12 protein-coding genes and 1 pseudogene are annotated in these 14815 nt (G+C 73.7%); 8 read left to right on the forward strand and 5 right to left on the reverse strand.

Annotation, left to right across the window (positions count from 1 at the left end; translation table 11 throughout):
• Positions 1-120: 120 nt before the first annotated feature.
• The 3 genes from AAW13_RS01105 (at position 121) to AAW13_RS01115 (ending at position 2311) form a co-directional block, all read left to right on the forward strand.
• Complete coding sequence (locus tag AAW13_RS01105; protein ID WP_046726791.1) at positions 121-825, forward strand: glycosyltransferase family 2 protein; 705 nt, start codon at positions 121-123, stop codon at positions 823-825.
• A 119-nt stretch (positions 826-944) separates the two neighbouring features.
• Positions 945-1571 (forward strand): TIGR04282 family arsenosugar biosynthesis glycosyltransferase, encoded by a 627-nt coding sequence (locus AAW13_RS01110; protein ID WP_046726790.1) that lies wholly within the window; start codon positions 945-947, stop codon positions 1569-1571.
• The gene (locus AAW13_RS01115) at positions 1568-2311 is read left to right on the forward strand and encodes a class I SAM-dependent methyltransferase (RefSeq protein ID WP_046726789.1); all 744 of its coding nucleotides are present in this window, start codon (positions 1568-1570) and stop codon (positions 2309-2311) included. Before AAW13_RS01110 ends, AAW13_RS01115 begins: the two co-directional genes overlap by 4 nt.
• A 313-nt stretch (positions 2312-2624) precedes the next feature.
• Here the strand turns inward: AAW13_RS01115 and AAW13_RS01125 are convergent, their stop codons facing one another.
• Entirely contained in the window at positions 2625-3893 is a 1269-nt protein-coding gene (locus AAW13_RS01125; RefSeq protein ID WP_046726788.1) for a molybdopterin-dependent oxidoreductase, read from the reverse strand.
• 113 nt (positions 3894-4006) lie between these two features.
• Here AAW13_RS01125 and AAW13_RS01130 point away from each other — a divergent pair, with 113 nt between their 5' ends.
• Positions 4007-5350, forward strand: coding sequence for a hypothetical protein (locus AAW13_RS01130; RefSeq protein ID WP_046726787.1), 1344 nt, complete (start codon positions 4007-4009; stop codon positions 5348-5350).
• Here AAW13_RS01130 and AAW13_RS01135 read toward each other — a convergent pair.
• Complete coding sequence (locus AAW13_RS01135) at positions 5337-5852, reverse strand: MarR family winged helix-turn-helix transcriptional regulator (RefSeq protein WP_107483210.1); 516 nt, start codon at positions 5850-5852, stop codon at positions 5337-5339. The genes AAW13_RS01130 and AAW13_RS01135 overlap by 14 nt on opposite strands.
• Positions 5853-5964: 112 nt before the next feature.
• On the opposite strand from AAW13_RS01135, the gene AAW13_RS01140 reads away from it, so the two are divergent.
• Both AAW13_RS01140 and AAW13_RS01145 read left to right on the forward strand, forming a co-directional pair.
• Positions 5965-6147: a hypothetical protein gene (locus AAW13_RS01140; RefSeq protein ID WP_046726786.1), complete on the forward strand. Its 183-nt coding sequence runs from the start codon at positions 5965-5967 to the stop codon at positions 6145-6147.
• Between the two features lie 135 nt (positions 6148-6282).
• A pseudogene (locus AAW13_RS01145) lies at positions 6283-7983 on the forward strand (purine-cytosine permease family protein).
• A gap of 51 nt (positions 7984-8034) precedes the next feature.
• Here the strand turns inward: AAW13_RS01145 and AAW13_RS01150 are convergent.
• Entirely contained in the window at positions 8035-9192 is a 1158-nt protein-coding gene (locus AAW13_RS01150; protein ID WP_079178663.1) for an NAD(+)/NADH kinase, read from the reverse strand.
• 317 nt (positions 9193-9509) lie between these two features.
• Here AAW13_RS01150 and AAW13_RS01155 point away from each other — a divergent pair, with 317 nt between their 5' ends.
• Positions 9510-11951, forward strand: coding sequence for a SpoIIE family protein phosphatase (locus tag AAW13_RS01155; RefSeq protein ID WP_079178664.1), 2442 nt, complete (start codon positions 9510-9512; stop codon positions 11949-11951).
• Positions 11952-11983: 32 nt separating this feature from the next.
• Here the strand turns inward: AAW13_RS01155 and AAW13_RS01160 are convergent, their stop codons facing one another.
• Positions 11984-12964 carry a serine/threonine-protein kinase gene (locus AAW13_RS01160; RefSeq protein ID WP_046726785.1) on the reverse strand — a complete coding sequence of 327 codons (981 nt, stop codon included), beginning with the start codon at positions 12962-12964 and terminating at the stop codon, positions 11984-11986.
• Positions 12965-13168: 204 nt separating this feature from the next.
• Positions 13169-13810 carry a phosphoribosyltransferase gene (locus AAW13_RS01165; RefSeq protein WP_046726784.1) on the reverse strand — a complete coding sequence of 214 codons (642 nt, stop codon included), beginning with the start codon at positions 13808-13810 and terminating at the stop codon, positions 13169-13171.
• Between the two features lie 135 nt (positions 13811-13945).
• Here AAW13_RS01165 and AAW13_RS01170 point away from each other — a divergent pair, with 135 nt between their 5' ends.
• Positions 13946-14761 carry a polysaccharide deacetylase family protein gene (locus AAW13_RS01170; protein ID WP_046726783.1) on the forward strand — a complete coding sequence of 272 codons (816 nt, stop codon included), beginning with the start codon at positions 13946-13948 and terminating at the stop codon, positions 14759-14761.
• The last annotated feature ends 54 nt before the right edge of the window (positions 14762-14815 follow it).

Consider the following 14815-nt stretch of genomic DNA (forward strand, 5'->3'; position numbering starts at 1 on the left):
CGGCGGGCACGACGTCCCCGATTCGTAAGGAATCCGGGCGGCGGGGCGCTCGTCGCGGCGTCCGCGTTTCGTAAGGAGGACGGGCCCGGTATGTCCGGTTCGCGTTCGTAGGGTGACACCGTGACCACCTCACCGAACTCATCGACGACGGCCGTGGACGTCGTACTCCCCTGTCTGGACGAGGCCGGGGCGCTGCCCTGGGTGCTCGGCCGGATCCCGGCGGGCTGGCGGGCCCTCGTGGTGGACAACGGGTCCACCGACGGCTCGGCGGACGTCGCCCGGGCGTTCGGCGCGACCGTCGTCCGGGAGGCGCGGCGCGGCTTCGGCGCGGCATGCCATGCGGGGCTGATCGCGGCGGCCGCCGACATCGTGTGCTTCTGCGACTGCGACGCGTCCCTGGATCCCGGGCTCCTCCTGCCGTTCGTGCGGGAAGTCGCCGACGGGGAGGCGGACTTGGTGCTGGGCCGGCGGCGGCCGCAGGGGCGTGGTGCCTGGCCCGCGCATGCCCGCGCCGGGAATCTCGCGCTGGCGCGGATGCTCCGGCGCCGGACCGGGCTGCGGCTGCACGACCTGGGGCCGCTGCGGGCGGCGCGGCGCGAGCGGTTGCTCTCGCTGGACCTCGACGACCGGCGCAGCGGCTACCCGTTGCAGATGGTGGTGCGGGCGGCCGACGCGGGGTGGCGGATCGCCGAGCACGATGTGCCGTACCTGCCGCGTACCGGCGCGTCGAAGGTGACCGGGACCTGGCGTGGCACGTGGCAGGCGGTGCGGGACATGAGCCGCGTGCTGAAGGAGCCGCCTCGGGTGCGGGTGGGTGGGGGCTGAGCACGCGGTTCCCCGCGCCCCTCAGGGGGCGCCGCGGTCGGCGTCAGCCGCACGGCCGCGGGCAGGCGCCCCGCCACCACCAGCACCATCACCCGCACGCACCCGTCAAGGAACTTCACATGACCACCCTTCTCGTCATCGCCAAGGAGCCGCGGCCCGGCAGGGTCAAGACGCGGCTCACACCGCCCTTCTCCCCGGATCAGGCCGCCGCTCTGGCCGAGGCCTCGCTCGCCGACACCCTGGACGCCGTGGCCGCGGCCTCCGCCGCCCGCCGTGTCCTCGTCCTCGACGGCAGCCCCGGCCCCTGGCTGCCGCCCGGCTTCGACGTCGTGCCGCAGTGCGGTGGCGGCCTCGACGCGCGTCTCGCCGACGCCTTCGCCGGCTGCGCCGGACCCGCCCTGCTCATCGGCATGGACACCCCCCAGGTAACCCCGGCCCTGCTCACCGTGGGCTTCGAGGACTGCGACGCGTACTTCGGTCCCGCCGAGGACGGCGGGTTCTGGGCTCTGGGGCTGGCCGATCCGGATCCCGGGCTGCTGCGCGGTGTGCCGATGTCCGACCCGCGGACAGGTGCCGTCCAGCGGCGGCGGCTCGTCGCCGCGGGACTGCGGGTGCGGGACCTGCCACGGTTGCGGGACGTGGACACCGCGGCGGACGCGGCCGCCGTCGCCGCGCTCGTCCCGCACGGCCGTTTCGCCGCCCGGTTGGCCCGGTGCTCGGCGCAGAGCGGCACGGACCGCCGGTGACCACCTGGGCGCCCCTCGCCCGGACCGGCGCCGACCCCTACGCGGCGGCGCTGCGCGCCGGGCACGGCCCGCTGTTCCTGCGCCGCGCCGACGGCTGGCTGCTGCCCCTGGAGGTCGAGCGCTGGTGCGCGCGGGCCGACCCGGTCGACCGGGCGGTCCTGGACCGTTGTGAGGGCGCCGTCCTGGACGTCGGCTGCGGCCCCGGCCGGCTGGTCGCCGAACTCGCCGCCCGGGGCCGTACCGTCCTCGGCATCGACGTCAGCACGGCCGCCGTCGACCACACCGTGCGCCTCGGCGGGCAGGCCCTGCGCCGCTCGGTCTTCGAGCCGTTGCCCGGTGAGGGCCGCTGGGGCACCGTGCTGCTCATGGACGGCAACGTCGGCATCGGTGGCGACCCCGGACTGCTCCTGGACCGCGTCGGCCGACTCCTCGCACCCGAGGGCCTGTTGATCGCCGAGACCGCCCCGGTGGACCTCGACGAGCGGGTTCACGTCCACCTCACCGACACTCGTGAGGCCGTCGGGGAGCCGTTCCCGTGGGCGCGGCTCGGCACCCCGGCCCTGCTGCGGTACGCGCGCGGCTGGACGCCGGCCGGTCAGTGGACGGCCGGCGGCCGCCGCTTCGTGGCCCTGCGCACCCGCAGTGCCAGCAGCAGCGCGGAGCCGCCGAAGAGCACGGCGGTGATCAGCAGCCAGCGGGCCGCGAAGCCGTCCGGGGACTGGCCGGTTGCCGACCGGTAGTGCCCGGCGACCGTCCCGCTGATCAGCGGGAACCACACCAGCAGGAGCAGCCCGGAGAGCGCGGCGGGGACGCGGACGTACATCGTCCGGTCCCGGTGCCCCGCGGCGCCCAGACCCCGGGTCACCGCCCGGTCGGCCAGCGCGTACAGCGGTAGCAGCACCAGGTCGTGCAGCAGGGCCGCCCCCACGATCCACAGCGCCACACCGAACCAGTCGCCGGCCAGCAGCCGTACGCCGGCGTAGGCGGCGAGCGCGAACGAGCAGGCCAGCAGCAGGATCTGGAAGGGGCTGCCGACGACGAGGCGGGGGCGCGTCACAGTTCTCCGAAGGTCATCCGGGCCACCCACTTGGTGTTGAGGACACCGGGGGCGGCGGGCACGATCACGCGGGCGGGGTAGCCGTGGTCGGGGGACAGGTCCTCACCGTTGACCCGCAGGGCGAGCAGGGAGCGCGGGTCGGCGACCTGGTCGGCGCGCAGCGCGGCGCGGCGGAAGGCTCCGTGCAGTTGCAGGGACTCGACGAGGACGTCCGGCGGATCGCCGTCGTACCCGACGAGGGCGGCGAGGTCACGGAGCCGTACCCCGCGCCACCACTGGTCGGCGGTCGACCAGCCCTCCACGCAGGCGATGGGCAGGGCGGCGCTGTGCTGCGGGAGCCGGAGGAGCTCGGCGCGGGTGAGCCGGACCGTCCGGCCGCCCGGCGCCGTGACGACGAGCCGCCAGGTCTCCGCCGCGGTCTGCTTCGTGCCGACGCCGGCGTACGCGGCCGTCTTGTTGATCTGGAAGCCGTTCGGGCCGCCGCCCGGGTCGGCCCAGCCGTGCGGGGCGAGCAGCGCGGTGCGGCGCAGCGCGCCCCCGATGCTCTGCCCGGCCGTCGTGAGGAACAGCAGCAGGGAGGCACCCCCGACGAACCACAGCGCACCCCGCCGGTCCACCGTCGGCGCGTCCGGCCGCGGTGATGCCGGTCCGCCCTCGTCGGGTCCGGGTGACGCCTGCCCGTCCTCGCCCCGGCGCCGCTCGCGGACCGCCCGCAGCGCCTTGGGCGTCTTCAGGGCGGCGTGGGCCAGGAAGGCGGCGAAGAACACCCAGGCGCCGTAGAAGTGGAGGGGGTAGAAGGAGCCGGGGAAGACGTAGTCCAGCTGGATGTTGAGGACTCCGGTGGTGAACTCGAACAGGCCGCCGCCGACCAGCAGCAGCAGCGAGATCCGCTCCAGGGCGTGGGCGAGCGAGCGGGCCGGGGGCAGCGCGAACAGCTTGGGCACCACGGACCACAGCTTGGCGAGCAGCACCGGGATCAGGGTGATCCCCAGGGTGACGTGCAGGCCCTGGGTGAGCCGGTAGAGCCAGGGCGGATTCGTCGGCCAGGAGAAGAGGTAGAAGCCGAGGAGGCCCTTGTCCGGTGTCTGGTCGTTCACCGGTGCCAGGTCCGGGTTGTACGCGGCGTACGAGACCAGTCCGGTCACGAAGAGCACCGTGACGCCGACGAGCAGCACGAGGCCGAGCACCGAGGTGAACCAGGTGCCGCGCAGCGGACTGCGCCAGAATCCGGGTGAGGTGGGAAGCCGTGGACCGTCGTCTCGCATGCTCCGACCGTAGGCCGGGGAAGCCCCTGGATCCCGTACCCGGCCCATGACGAAAGTCTGACGTCGGCCCACTGATCCACGGCGTCCCCCGGTCGCGGGCCTAGCGTTCCGGTGTGACCCGCGCTTCCCTCCGCGGCCGGTACGCCGATCTGGCCGCCGTGCTCGCCGCCGCCCTGCTCGTACTCGCCGCCGTCCTGGTCGGCCGGCACATCCAGGACACCTACCGCACGCTGTTCGTGCACTGGCCGCCGTTGTTCGCCGACTGGGACCCGCACGTGGGCCCGGGGACACCGGCCGCCGTGCTCGTCGGGGCCGCGGTGGTGGCGTACGGGCCGAACCTCGCCGTACGGCTGCCGTGGCGCGGACTGCTCGCCGCGGCCTGGGGGGGCTCGCTGGCCTGGACCTGGTCGCTGGCGCTGGTCGACGGCTGGCAGCGGGGTGTGGCGGGCCGGCTCACCAGCCCCAACGAGTACCTGACGGTCATCGGGCGCTTCCACGACATCCCGGCGACCCTGCGGGACTTCACCCACCACATCGTCAGCGGCACGCCCGCGCCCTGGCCCGCGCACATCGCCGGGCATCCCCCGGCGGCCACCCTCACCTTCGTCCTGCTGGACCGGGCCGGGCTGCACGGCGGCGGCTGGGCCGGGGCCTGGTGCGTCACCGTCGGGTCCACGGCCGGTGCCGCCGTACTGGTCGCGGTGCGGGCGCTCGCGGCGGAGCGGCTCGCCCGGCGGGCGGCGCCCTTCCTCGTACTGGTCCCGGCCGCCGTGTGGGTGGGCGCCTCGGCCGACGGGTACTTCGCGGCGGTCGCCGCCTGGACGGTGGCGCTGCTGGCCCTGGCGGTGACGGGACGCTCCGTGGCCTGGGCCGCCGCCGCGGGCCTGCTGTACGGGCTGACCTGCTATCTGTCGTACGGCCTCACGCTCTTCGCGCTGATCGGGGCGGCGGTGCTGGTGATCGGCCGGCGCCGGGTCCGGGCGCGGCCGCTCGTCCTGGTTCTGCTGGTGGCGGGGGCGGCGGTCGTGCCGCTCGTCTTCACGTTCGCCGGGTTCGACTGGTGGCAGGGGTACCGGCTGCTGGTCACCCGCTACTACCAGGGCGTCGGCGGGACCCGGCCGTACGGCTACTGGGTGTGGGCCAACCTGGCCTGCACGGTGATCATCACCGGCCCGGCGACGGTGGCGGGGCTGCGCCGGGCCGGCGCCGTCCTGGTCCACCGCCGTACCGCGCCCGGGCCGGAACTCCGGCTGGCCTTCCTGGTGTGCGTCACCCTGCTCGCGCTGCTGATCGCCGATCTGTCCGGCATGAGCAAGGCGGAGACGGAGCGGATCTGGCTGCCGTTCGCGGTGTGGCTGCCGGCCGCCGGTGCGTTCCTGCCCCGGCGGCGGATCTGGCTCGTGGCACAGGCGGTGCTCGCACTACTGCTGAACCATCTGCTCTTCACCGGTTGGTGAGCCGGCGCGCCCACCGGCTCAGCCGGTGGGCGCGCTCCGGATGGCCGGGTGCCCCGGGGCGGCGGTGGCGGCGGGGTCCGGGGCGGCGGCCCTGGTCAGTTCGGGGAGCAGCAGGGCCAGTGCTCCCCCGTCGGCGATCCCGGCGAGCAGGGCGGGCCTGGTCCGCGTGGACCCGCAGGGCGGTGCGCCGGTGCAGGTCGGCGCCGCGCGCGGTGAGGTGGAGCAGGACGCGGCGCCGGTCGTGCGGATCGGGGCGCCGGTGGACGAGGTCGCCGGCGACCATGCGGTCCACCAGCTTGGTCAGGCTGGGCGCCGGCATCAGCGCGTGGCCGGCGATCTCCGACATCGGATGCCCCGCGCCGTCGCCGGCCGGCGACAGCACGCGCCACTCCTCGACGGTGCAGCCCTCCTCGGCCGGCACCGCCGCCAGCCTTCGGACGACCCCGCGTTCGGCGTGGCTGAGGAGGTGCGCGAGGTCCGGTGAGGAGGGTACGGACGGCATCGCCGGTGTCCTTCCGTCAGGTCTGCTGTGCGCGCAGGATACGAGCCCGGACGAGGGCGCCGGAGCCCGGGACCGTGGTCCGCGCTCCCCTCGCCCGCACGGAGGTGGCCCGATGCGTCCGCCGCCGCGCGGGACGCGCACGACACTGGGCGTGCGGACGGTGTGCGCGGTCGGGGACGCGGTGTCGTACGAGGGCCCGCGCGGTGTCGTACGGCTGCGCGGCAACCATCTCGGGCAACGGCTGTACCTGGCACGGGCCGACGTCCTCGGCTTCCGCGTCGTCGCCCGGCTCTGAGCCCAAGTGCCGTCTCGGGCACGGTACTTCCCACGGAAAGTATCAAGCCTTGTCTTTTAAAGCAGGTGAAACGTCCGGGAAACGGCGCGCCGCGACCCTTCCGTGCAACGACCGGGGACGAGAGAGGGCAGAGTCGTGACGGAGATCGTCGGCAAGGAGGCGCCGCCCGCCGTGGCGGAGGGCCGGACGGACGGCAAACGGACCTACAACGACTGGGCGAAGAACGACACCCTGGAGGACTACTCGCTGCGCTACGCGCCGAAGTCCTTCCGCCGCTGGACCCCCTACGTCGTGGCCACCACCGCGCTCGGCGGCATCGCCTACCTCGCGGACTTCGCGATCGGCGGTTCGATCGCCGTCTCCAACGGCTTCTCCAGCGCCATGGTGGCGATCCTCACGGCCGCGGTGGTCATCTTCCTGACCGGGATCCCGATCTCGTACTACTCGGCCAAGTACTCCATCGACATGGACCTGTTGACCCGGGGGGCCGGCTTCGGCTACCTGGGCTCGACGCTCACCTCGGTCATCTACGCCAGCTTCACCTTCATCTTCTTCGCGCTCGAAGGCTCGATCATGGCGCAGGCCCTGGAGCTGGGCCTGCACATCCCGCTGGCCGTCGGGTACCTGATCTGCTCCCTCGTCATCCTGCCGCTGGTCGTCTACGGCATGACCGCGCTGTCGAAGATGCAGGTGTGGACGCAGCCGGTCTGGCTGGTGCTGATGGTGGCGCCGTTCGTGTCCATCGCGGTCCAGGAGCCGGCGAAGTTCTCGGAGTTCACGCACTTCGCGGGCAACTCGCCGACCGGGTCGGGCATCAGCGTGCTCGGGGTGGGCGCGGGTGCGGGCGTCGCGCTGTCACTGATCGCGCAGATCGGCGAGCAGGTCGACTACCTGCGGTTCATGCCGGACAAGACACCGGAGAACGGCGGGAAGTGGTGGGGCGCGGTGCTCTCCGCCGGCCCGGGCTGGGTGGTGCTGGGCGCGGCCAAGTAGATCGGCGGGGCCTTCCTCGCCTTCTACATCGCGGGCAGCGTGGGCCTGGCCAAGGCCAACGAGCCGATCCAGCAGTACGTGTCCGGGTTCAGGACCTTCGCTGCACCCGTCGCGCTCGGTCTGGCCACGTTCTTCGTGATCCTCTCCCAGATAAAGATCAACTCGACGAACGCCTACTCCGGTTCGCTGTCCTGGTCGAACTTCTTCTCCCGGCTGACGCACCGTCACCCCGGCCGGGTCGTCTACATCTTCCTCAACGTCGGCATCGCGCTGGCCCTGATGGAGGGCGGTGTCTTCGGTTTCCTGAACACCGTGCTGGGCTTCTACTCCAACGTGGCGATCGCCTGGATCGGCGCGGTCGTCGCCGACCTGGTCATCAACAAGCCGCTGAAGCTGAGCCCTTCGTACATCGAGTTCAAGCGCGCCCATCTGCACAACTTCAACCCGGTCGGGTTCGGCTCGATGCTGATCGCGTCGGCGGTCTCGATCGCCGCGTACTTCGACGCGTTCGGGGAGTACGGCAAGGCGTACTCGCCCTTCGTCGCGCTGTTCCTGGCGATGGTGCTCTCGCCGTTGTTCGCGGTGCTGACCAAGGGGAAGTACTACATCGCCCGCGTCGACGACCTGACGGAGCCGCTGCTGGGCGCGGACGGGCTGCCGTCGGCGGCCGTGCTGACCTGCACGGTGTGCGCGACCGAGTTCGAGCGGCCGGACGTGGCGGGCTGCCCGTTCCACTCGGGCGCGATCTGCTCGCTGTGTTGCAGCCTGGAGAAGGACTGCCACGACTCCTGCAAGAGCGGGCCGGTCGCGCTCGGCATTCCCGCGGTGCGGTCCACGGACTGACCCGCCCCCCTCCGCGCCGGGCCCGGCGCCGCGTGGCCGGCGCGGACCGGGTCAGGGACGGCTCCCGTCCCGCGCGTGGCTCGGGACGGCCGGCTCGTCCGGCGCGGGCCCGGCACCGTCCTCCCCGTCCGCGCACGCCTCCGCCTGGGCGCGCTGGGCGGCCAGCAGCGGGAAGGAGATGTGGTCGAGGTCGCCCGGCGGGGGCGCGGTCAGCGACCAGAGGGGGGCGGGGGTGCCGTCGGCGACGGCGGCCGGGGCGTCGGTGAGGTTCATGCGTTCGCGCAGCCGGCCGTAGAAGTCCATCGGCGCCAGCCGGACCACCCGCAGCCGGCTGGGGGCGGCGTACACCCCGATCCAGTCGCCCGGCTGCACGACACCCCGCACCTGGCCGTCGACGCTGACCGCGGCTGGCCCCGAGCGTTCCAGGACGCGCAGGCCGACGGCCTCGTCCGGGGCGGTGACGACCGAGCGGTCGAACGCCATGTGCGGGGCGACCGGGGTGAAGACCAGCGCCTCCGCGCAGGGCGACACGACCGGTCCGCCGGCGGCGAAGCTGTACGCGGTGGAGCCGGTGGGGGTCGCCACCAGCAGCGCGTCGGCGGAGTAGGAGGCGAGCAGCCGTCCGGAGATGTACACGCCCACCGACACCTGGCGGTCCCGGGACAGCTTCTCCAGGACGACGTCGTTGACGGCGGTGATGTGCAGCGGGACACCCCACTCGGCGTCCTGTTCGCAGTCGGTGCGCACCTGGGGCGGGGGCAGCAGCGGCCCGCGGCCGTACTGCATCAGGTCCTCCATGTCGGCGGGCACCTCGAGACGGCGGGAGGAGCGCATGGTGAGCAGCAGCCGGCGGTCGACGCTGAACCGGTCCTCGTACACCGCGTCCAGCGCGTCCGTGACCGAGCAGACCGGCACGTCGGTCAGGAAGCCGACCCGGCCCAGGTCGACGCCGAGGACCAGCGCGTCGTTGTGGGCGGCGAGCCGGGCGCCGCGCAGGAAGGTGCCGTCGCCGCCGAGGGTGACGATCAGATCGGGGTCACCGGCGGCCGCGACCTCCTCACCGGAGCTGTGCCGGCCGCCGTCGTGCCACACGTCGATGTCGGTACAGCGCACGTCGTGCGCGGCCGCCCAGACCCGTACGGCACCGGCCGCGTCCACCGCCTCCGTACGCCCTCCGTGCACCACCAGTCCGATCCCGTTCACCGTCATCTCCGCCTCCAGGACACCATGGCCGCCACTGCTCCCACGCTGTCACGACGCGGGCGGATCTGTCGGCCGGAGCGCGATCACAGCCGGAAAAGACGGCCGGCCGGGAAAGACGGCCGACCGGGAAGAAAGACGGCCGGCCGGGAAAGACGGCCGACCGGGAAGAAAGACGGCCGGCCGGGAAGGACGGCCCCGGGTCACGGGAACCTCCGGTGCGCGTGGGCCCGGGACCGGTGCCACAGCGGATTGGTGCTCCGTGGCGGCCGGGATGATCCTGAGGAGGAGACCGGCCGTGCAGGTTCCGCGAAGGATGAGCGGCGATGGAACGACGTCCCACCCCTGCCAGCAACCCGGCGCACACCCCCGCCGTGCCCCAGGGCGCCCGCACCGCGGTGGTCACGGTCGACGAGCGGGGGGTGGTCACCGGCTGGAGCGACGGGGCCGGGCTGACGCTGGGCTACCCGCCCGCCGAGATCCTGGGGCGCAGGGCTGTCGAGCTGCTCGCCGAACCGGACGGGGACAGCTGGCGGGAGGCGGCCGCCGGACCCCGCTGGAGCGGCACCGCGGCCCTGCGCCACCGCGACGGACACCGGCTGGACCACGACGTGCTGGTCCACCGCAGACCCGCGCCCGAGCGGCCGGGCGGCACCGAGTGGGTGGTCGTCTCGGCCGTCACGGGGCTGCTCCCGGGCATCGGCCACGAACTGGGCGAATGGGCCTTCCACGAATCCCCCTGCGTCGCCGCCGTCTTCGACGAGGGGTTGCGGCTGGTCCGGGCCAGCGCGGGGATGCAGCGCGCGCTCTCCCTCGCCGAGGGGACCATGCGCGGGCTGCGGCTCACGGACATCGCCCCGTACGAGGGCAGCGCCGAGGCCGAGGCCGGCATGCGGCGGATCCTCGACGGCGGTGCCCCGCAGGACGTCCACCTGCATCTGGACCCGGCCGACCCGGCGCGTGACTGGCACGCCCGGATCGTCCCGCTGACGGACCCGGGCGGCCGGGTGCGGGCGGTCACCGTGACCGCCCACGCCGACCCGTCCGAACAGCTGGTACGGCAGCGGATGCTGCTGCTGAGCGACGCGGGGACGCGCATCGGCACCACCTCCGACGTGCAGCGCACCGCACGGGAACTGGCCGAGGTCGCGGTGTCCGGCTTCGCCGACGTGTGCGCCGTCGACCTGCTGGACACTCCCCCGCGCTCGGCCGAGCTCGTGACCCGGCGCGCCGGCCGGGACGGCACGCCCGCGCCCGGCGACCTGACGCTGCGCCGGGCGGCCGTACGGTCCGTGCCCGACGCTCCGCCACCGCCGCACCCCTCGGGCGACGTGCTGCGCTGCCCGCCCTGGTCGCCGTCGGGCCGCTGCCTGACCGACGGGCGGGGCGCGGTGTACACGGGGGACGACGAGAGCGTGGTCCGCTGGGCGCGGGAGGACCCGCCGGCCGCCGACTGGATCCGGGCGAGCGGAGCGCACTCGCTGATGGTGGTGCCGCTCACCGCGGCCGGCGTCACCTTCGGGGTGGCCCTCTTCGGGCGGACCAGGCGGCCCGAGCCGTTCGACGAGGACGACCTGTGGGTGGCCGAGCAGCTGGCGGCCCGCGCGGCCACCAGCATCCACGGCACCGCGCGCATCGAGCGCCAGCACACCACCACGATGACGTTGCAGCGCAGCCTGCTCCCCCACACACTGCCCGAGCAGTCGGCCCTGGACATCGCCACCCGCTACCTGCCCTCCGTCGGCCAGGCCGGGGTGGGCGGCGACTGGTTCGACGTCATCCCGCTGTCCGGCACCCGGGTCGCGCTCGTCGTCGGCGACGTCGTCGGCCACGGCATCCGGGCCGCCGCCACCATGGGCCGGGTGCGCACGGCGGTCCGCACCCTGGCCGACGTCGACCTGCCACCCGACGAACTCCTCAGCCACCTCGACGATCTGGTCGTCCACCTGTCCGCGGAGGAGGCGGGCGCCGACGACGCCGAGGAGACCGCCGGCGGTGTCGGCACGACCTGCCTGTACGGCGTGTACGACCCCGTGACCCGGCGGTTCGACGTCGCCCGGGCCGGCCATCCGCCGCCCGCCGTGGTCACCGGGGGCAGCGTCCACTTCCTCGACGTGCCCGCCGGTCCCCCGCTGGGCCTCGGCGGGCTGCCCTTCGAGTCCTTGGAGACGGAACTCCCCGAGGGCAGTCTCATCGCCCTCTACACCAACGGCCTGCTCGAACCCCGCGACCACGACATCGACGACGCCCTGGGCAAGATGTTCGACGCGCTCGCCCGCCCCGCGAAGGGCCTGGACACCGTCTGCGACCGGGTACTGACGTCCATGCTCACCCACCGCCCCGACGACGACATCGCCCTGCTCGTGGCCCGCACCCGCGCCCTGCACGCGGACCGGGTCGCCACCTGGGAGCTGCCCTTCGACCTCGCCGCTGTCGCCGAGGCCCGCAAACAGGCCACCGACCAGCTGATCGCGTGGCGGCTGGAGAACGCCGCGTTCATCACCGAACTCATCGTCAGCGAACTCGTGACCAACGCGTTCCGGTACGGCCGGCCACCCGTCCGGCTCCGGCTCATCCACGACACCCACGCTCTCACCTGCGAGGTCTTCGACTCCAGCAGTACGGCACCGCACATGCGCCGGGCCCACACCTACGACGAGGGCGGGCGCGGGCTGCTCCTCGTCGGCCAGCTGAGCCAGCGCTGGGGCACCCGGCACGCCAGCACCGGCAAGACGGTGTGGGCCGAGCAGTTCCTCACCGCTGACTGAGCGCCGGGAGCGCCACAGGAGGGACCGAGGCCCTAGGGACCGGCGCGCTCGCCGCCGAACACGGGGCGGGCCCAGCCCGGTGGCGGTGGCGGTGGCGGTGGCGCTGGCGCTGGCGTACGGACGGTGTGCCGGCCGACCGTGGGGGTCCTGTCGGCGGGCCGGCCCGGACCGCCCGGACCGGCGCCGTACGCAGCGAGCCGCAGCGCGCCCATGAACTCCAGACAGGTGCCGTAACGGTCCGCGGCGGTCTTGGCCAGCGCCTTGGCGAACACGTCGTCGAACCCCGCCGGCAGCCCCGACCGCACCTCGCTCAACGCGGGCGGGCGGTCGTGCTGGTGCGCCCACAGCAGCGCGATGTCCTCGTCCCGTACGAACGGCGGAGCGCCGGTCAGCATCTCGAAGACCACACAGGCCAGGCTGTAGAGGTCGCACCGCCCGTCCACCGCGCGGCCCGAGATCTGTTCCGGCGCCACGTAGTCCAGCGTGCCGACGAACTGGCCGGCCGTCGTGAACCCCGTCAGCGACAGCGACTTCTTGGTCAGCCCGAAGTCCGTGAGGTACACGTGCTCGGGATGGTCGCTGTCGGTGCCCTGCGCCACCAGGACGTTACCGGGCTTCACGTCCCGGTGGACCAGATCGTGCTGGTGGGCCGCGTCCAGCGCGGAGGCCACCTGGGCGGCGATGCGCAGGGCCGTGGCCACCGGCAGCACGCCCTCCCTGTCCAGCAGTGCGCGCAGATCCGGGCCGGACACGTAGCGCATCGCGATGTACAGCACGCCGTCCGTCTCGCCGGCCTCGAAGATCGGCACGATGTGCGGGTGGTCGAGAGCGGCCGCCACCCGGGACTCGTGGCTGAAACGGCGGCGGAAGGTGTCGTTGCGGGCCAGCTCCGGGGCGAGCAGTTTCAGGGCGACGGTCCGGTCCAGGCGCAGGTCCCTGGCGCGGTAGACGACGGCCATGCCGCCGCGGCCGATCTCGCCCTGGACCTCGTAGCCCGCGATGCGCGTCCCCATCACACGTCCATCCCGTGACGTCCGGAACCTGCCCAAATGGTATCCAGCGGCGCGGTGGCGCGCCCGCGCTGGCGCGCACCCGACGGCTCGCGCTTCCGGAGGGCCCGCGGGAAGTCCGGCGTTTCCTGTCAGGCCCCGCGCAAGGCCCGGCACCAGGCCTCGCGCGAGGTGTCCGGCATCAGGCCCCGCGCCAGGCGTCCGGCATCAGGCCCCGCGCAGGGCGTCCAGCACGTCGTCGTCCGTCAGTTGCCCGAAGTCGTCGTACCACTGGCCGACCGAGCTGAACACGGCCGGCCGGAACGGGCAGACGACGAGGTCGGCCTCGGCGGCGAGCGCGTCGAGGGAGTCGGGCGCGCCCACCGGGACGGCCAGCACGGTCCGGGCGGGGCCGCGGCCCCGTACGTGGCGGAGGGCGGCGCGGGCGGTGGAGCCGGTGGCCAGGCCGTCGTCCACGACGATCACGGTACGGCCGCGCAGCACCGGCGGCGGGCGGCCCTCCCGGTAGCGGCGTTCGCGGCGGCGCAGCTCCCGCCGCTCCCGCTCCACGACGGGGGCCAGTGCCTCCCCGCTCAGGCCCAGGTGGGCCAGGGCCCCCGTGTCGAGGAGCGGCGGTTCGTCCCCGGTGATCGCACCGACCCCGAACTCCTCGTGGTGCGGGGCGCCGATCTTGCGTACGACGAGCACGTCCAGCGGTGCCGGCAGCTCCCGCGCCACCTCCGCGGCCACGGCGGCACCGCCGCGGGGCAGGGCCAGCACGATCGGCTCCGGCAAGGCGCCCTCGTCCCGCAACTTCCCCAGCAAGGCGGCGAGTTCACGGCCGGCCTGGGCGCGGTCCCGGTAGCGCACGGTGTGTCCTCTCCGGGTGGGGTCGATCCCCTTTCGGGCCCCCTTCGTCCATGGTCACACCCGAAGCCGCCGACGGCCGAGCCCTCCCGGGATAAATCGCACACGCATTCTATAAACTGTGTGTATAGTCCCCGCATGCCACTTTGGAGCAAGCATCCGATCAGGAAGAGGGAAAGACAGCCCGGCGGGTTCCGGTCCGCCCGACTTCGTGTCCCCGCCGCCACCGCCGCCACCGTCTCCCTCGCCCTGGCCCTGTCCGGCTGCGCGCAGGTCGACACGACGTCCCCGGCCGCCCAGCGCGCCCGTCCCGTGCCGGCGAACGGGACCCGGTTCGGGACCGTCGACTGCCGTGAGGCCAAGTGCATCGCGCTCACCTTCGACGCGGGGCCCAGCGAGAACTCGGCCCGGCTGCTCGACATCCTCAAGGAGAAGCACGTCCCGGCGACCTTCTTCCTGCTGGGCAAGCGGCACATAGAGAAGTACCCGCAGCTGGTGAAGCGGATGGCGGCGGAGGGGCACGAGGTCGCCAGCCACACCTGGGACCACAAGATCCTCACGCAGATCTCGGACACGCAGATACGCGGCGAACTGGAGCGCACCGACGACGCGATCGAGCGCCTGACCGGCCGCAAGCCGACGCTGATGCGCCCGCCCCAGGGCCGTACCGACGCGAACGTGCACCGGATCTGCCGCGAGCTGGGCCTGTCCGAGGTGCTGTGGAGCGTGACCGCGAAGGACTACCAGACCACCGACTCGGCGCTGATCGAGAAGCGGGTCCTCGACCAGGCGTCCCGGGACGGGATCATCCTGCTGCACGACATCTACCAGGGCACCGTGCCGGCCGTGCCGGGGATCATCGACGCCCTCAAGGAGCGCGGCTACGTCTTCGTGACGGTCCCGCAACTCCTGGCCCCCGGAAAGCCGGAACCCGGCAAGGTGTACCGGCCCTAGGCCCCGGCCCCGCCCGCTTCCCAGCCCACCCCCCGGCCCCGCCCGCTTCCCAGC

Source organism: Streptomyces humi, assembly GCF_001005085.2.
In the GTDB taxonomy this organism is placed as follows: Bacteria; Actinomycetota; Actinomycetes; order Streptomycetales; family Streptomycetaceae; genus Streptomyces; species Streptomyces humi.

What these genes read in the sequence shown, in the direction of transcription:
- AAW13_RS01150 (WP_079178663.1), bottom strand. Translation starts at nt 9,192, where the DNA reads ATGACGGTGAACGGGATCGGACTGGTGGTGCACGGAGGGCGTACGGAG.
- AAW13_RS01170 (WP_046726783.1), top strand. Translation starts at nt 13,946, where the DNA reads ATGCCACTTTGGAGCAAGCATCCGATCAGGAAGAGGGAAAGACAGCCC.
- AAW13_RS01160 (WP_046726785.1), bottom strand. Translation starts at nt 12,964, where the DNA reads ATGGGGACGCGCATCGCGGGCTACGAGGTCCAGGGCGAGATCGGCCGC.
- AAW13_RS01140 (WP_046726786.1), top strand. Translation starts at nt 5,965, where the DNA reads ATGCGTCCGCCGCCGCGCGGGACGCGCACGACACTGGGCGTGCGGACG.
- AAW13_RS01135 (WP_107483210.1), bottom strand. Translation starts at nt 5,852, where the DNA reads ATGCCGTCCGTACCCTCCTCACCGGACCTCGCGCACCTCCTCAGCCAC.
- AAW13_RS01155 (WP_079178664.1), top strand. Translation starts at nt 9,510, where the DNA reads ATGGAACGACGTCCCACCCCTGCCAGCAACCCGGCGCACACCCCCGCC.
- AAW13_RS01110 (WP_046726790.1), top strand. Translation starts at nt 945, where the DNA reads ATGACCACCCTTCTCGTCATCGCCAAGGAGCCGCGGCCCGGCAGGGTC.
- AAW13_RS01125 (WP_046726788.1), bottom strand. Translation starts at nt 3,893, where the DNA reads ATGCGAGACGACGGTCCACGGCTTCCCACCTCACCCGGATTCTGGCGC.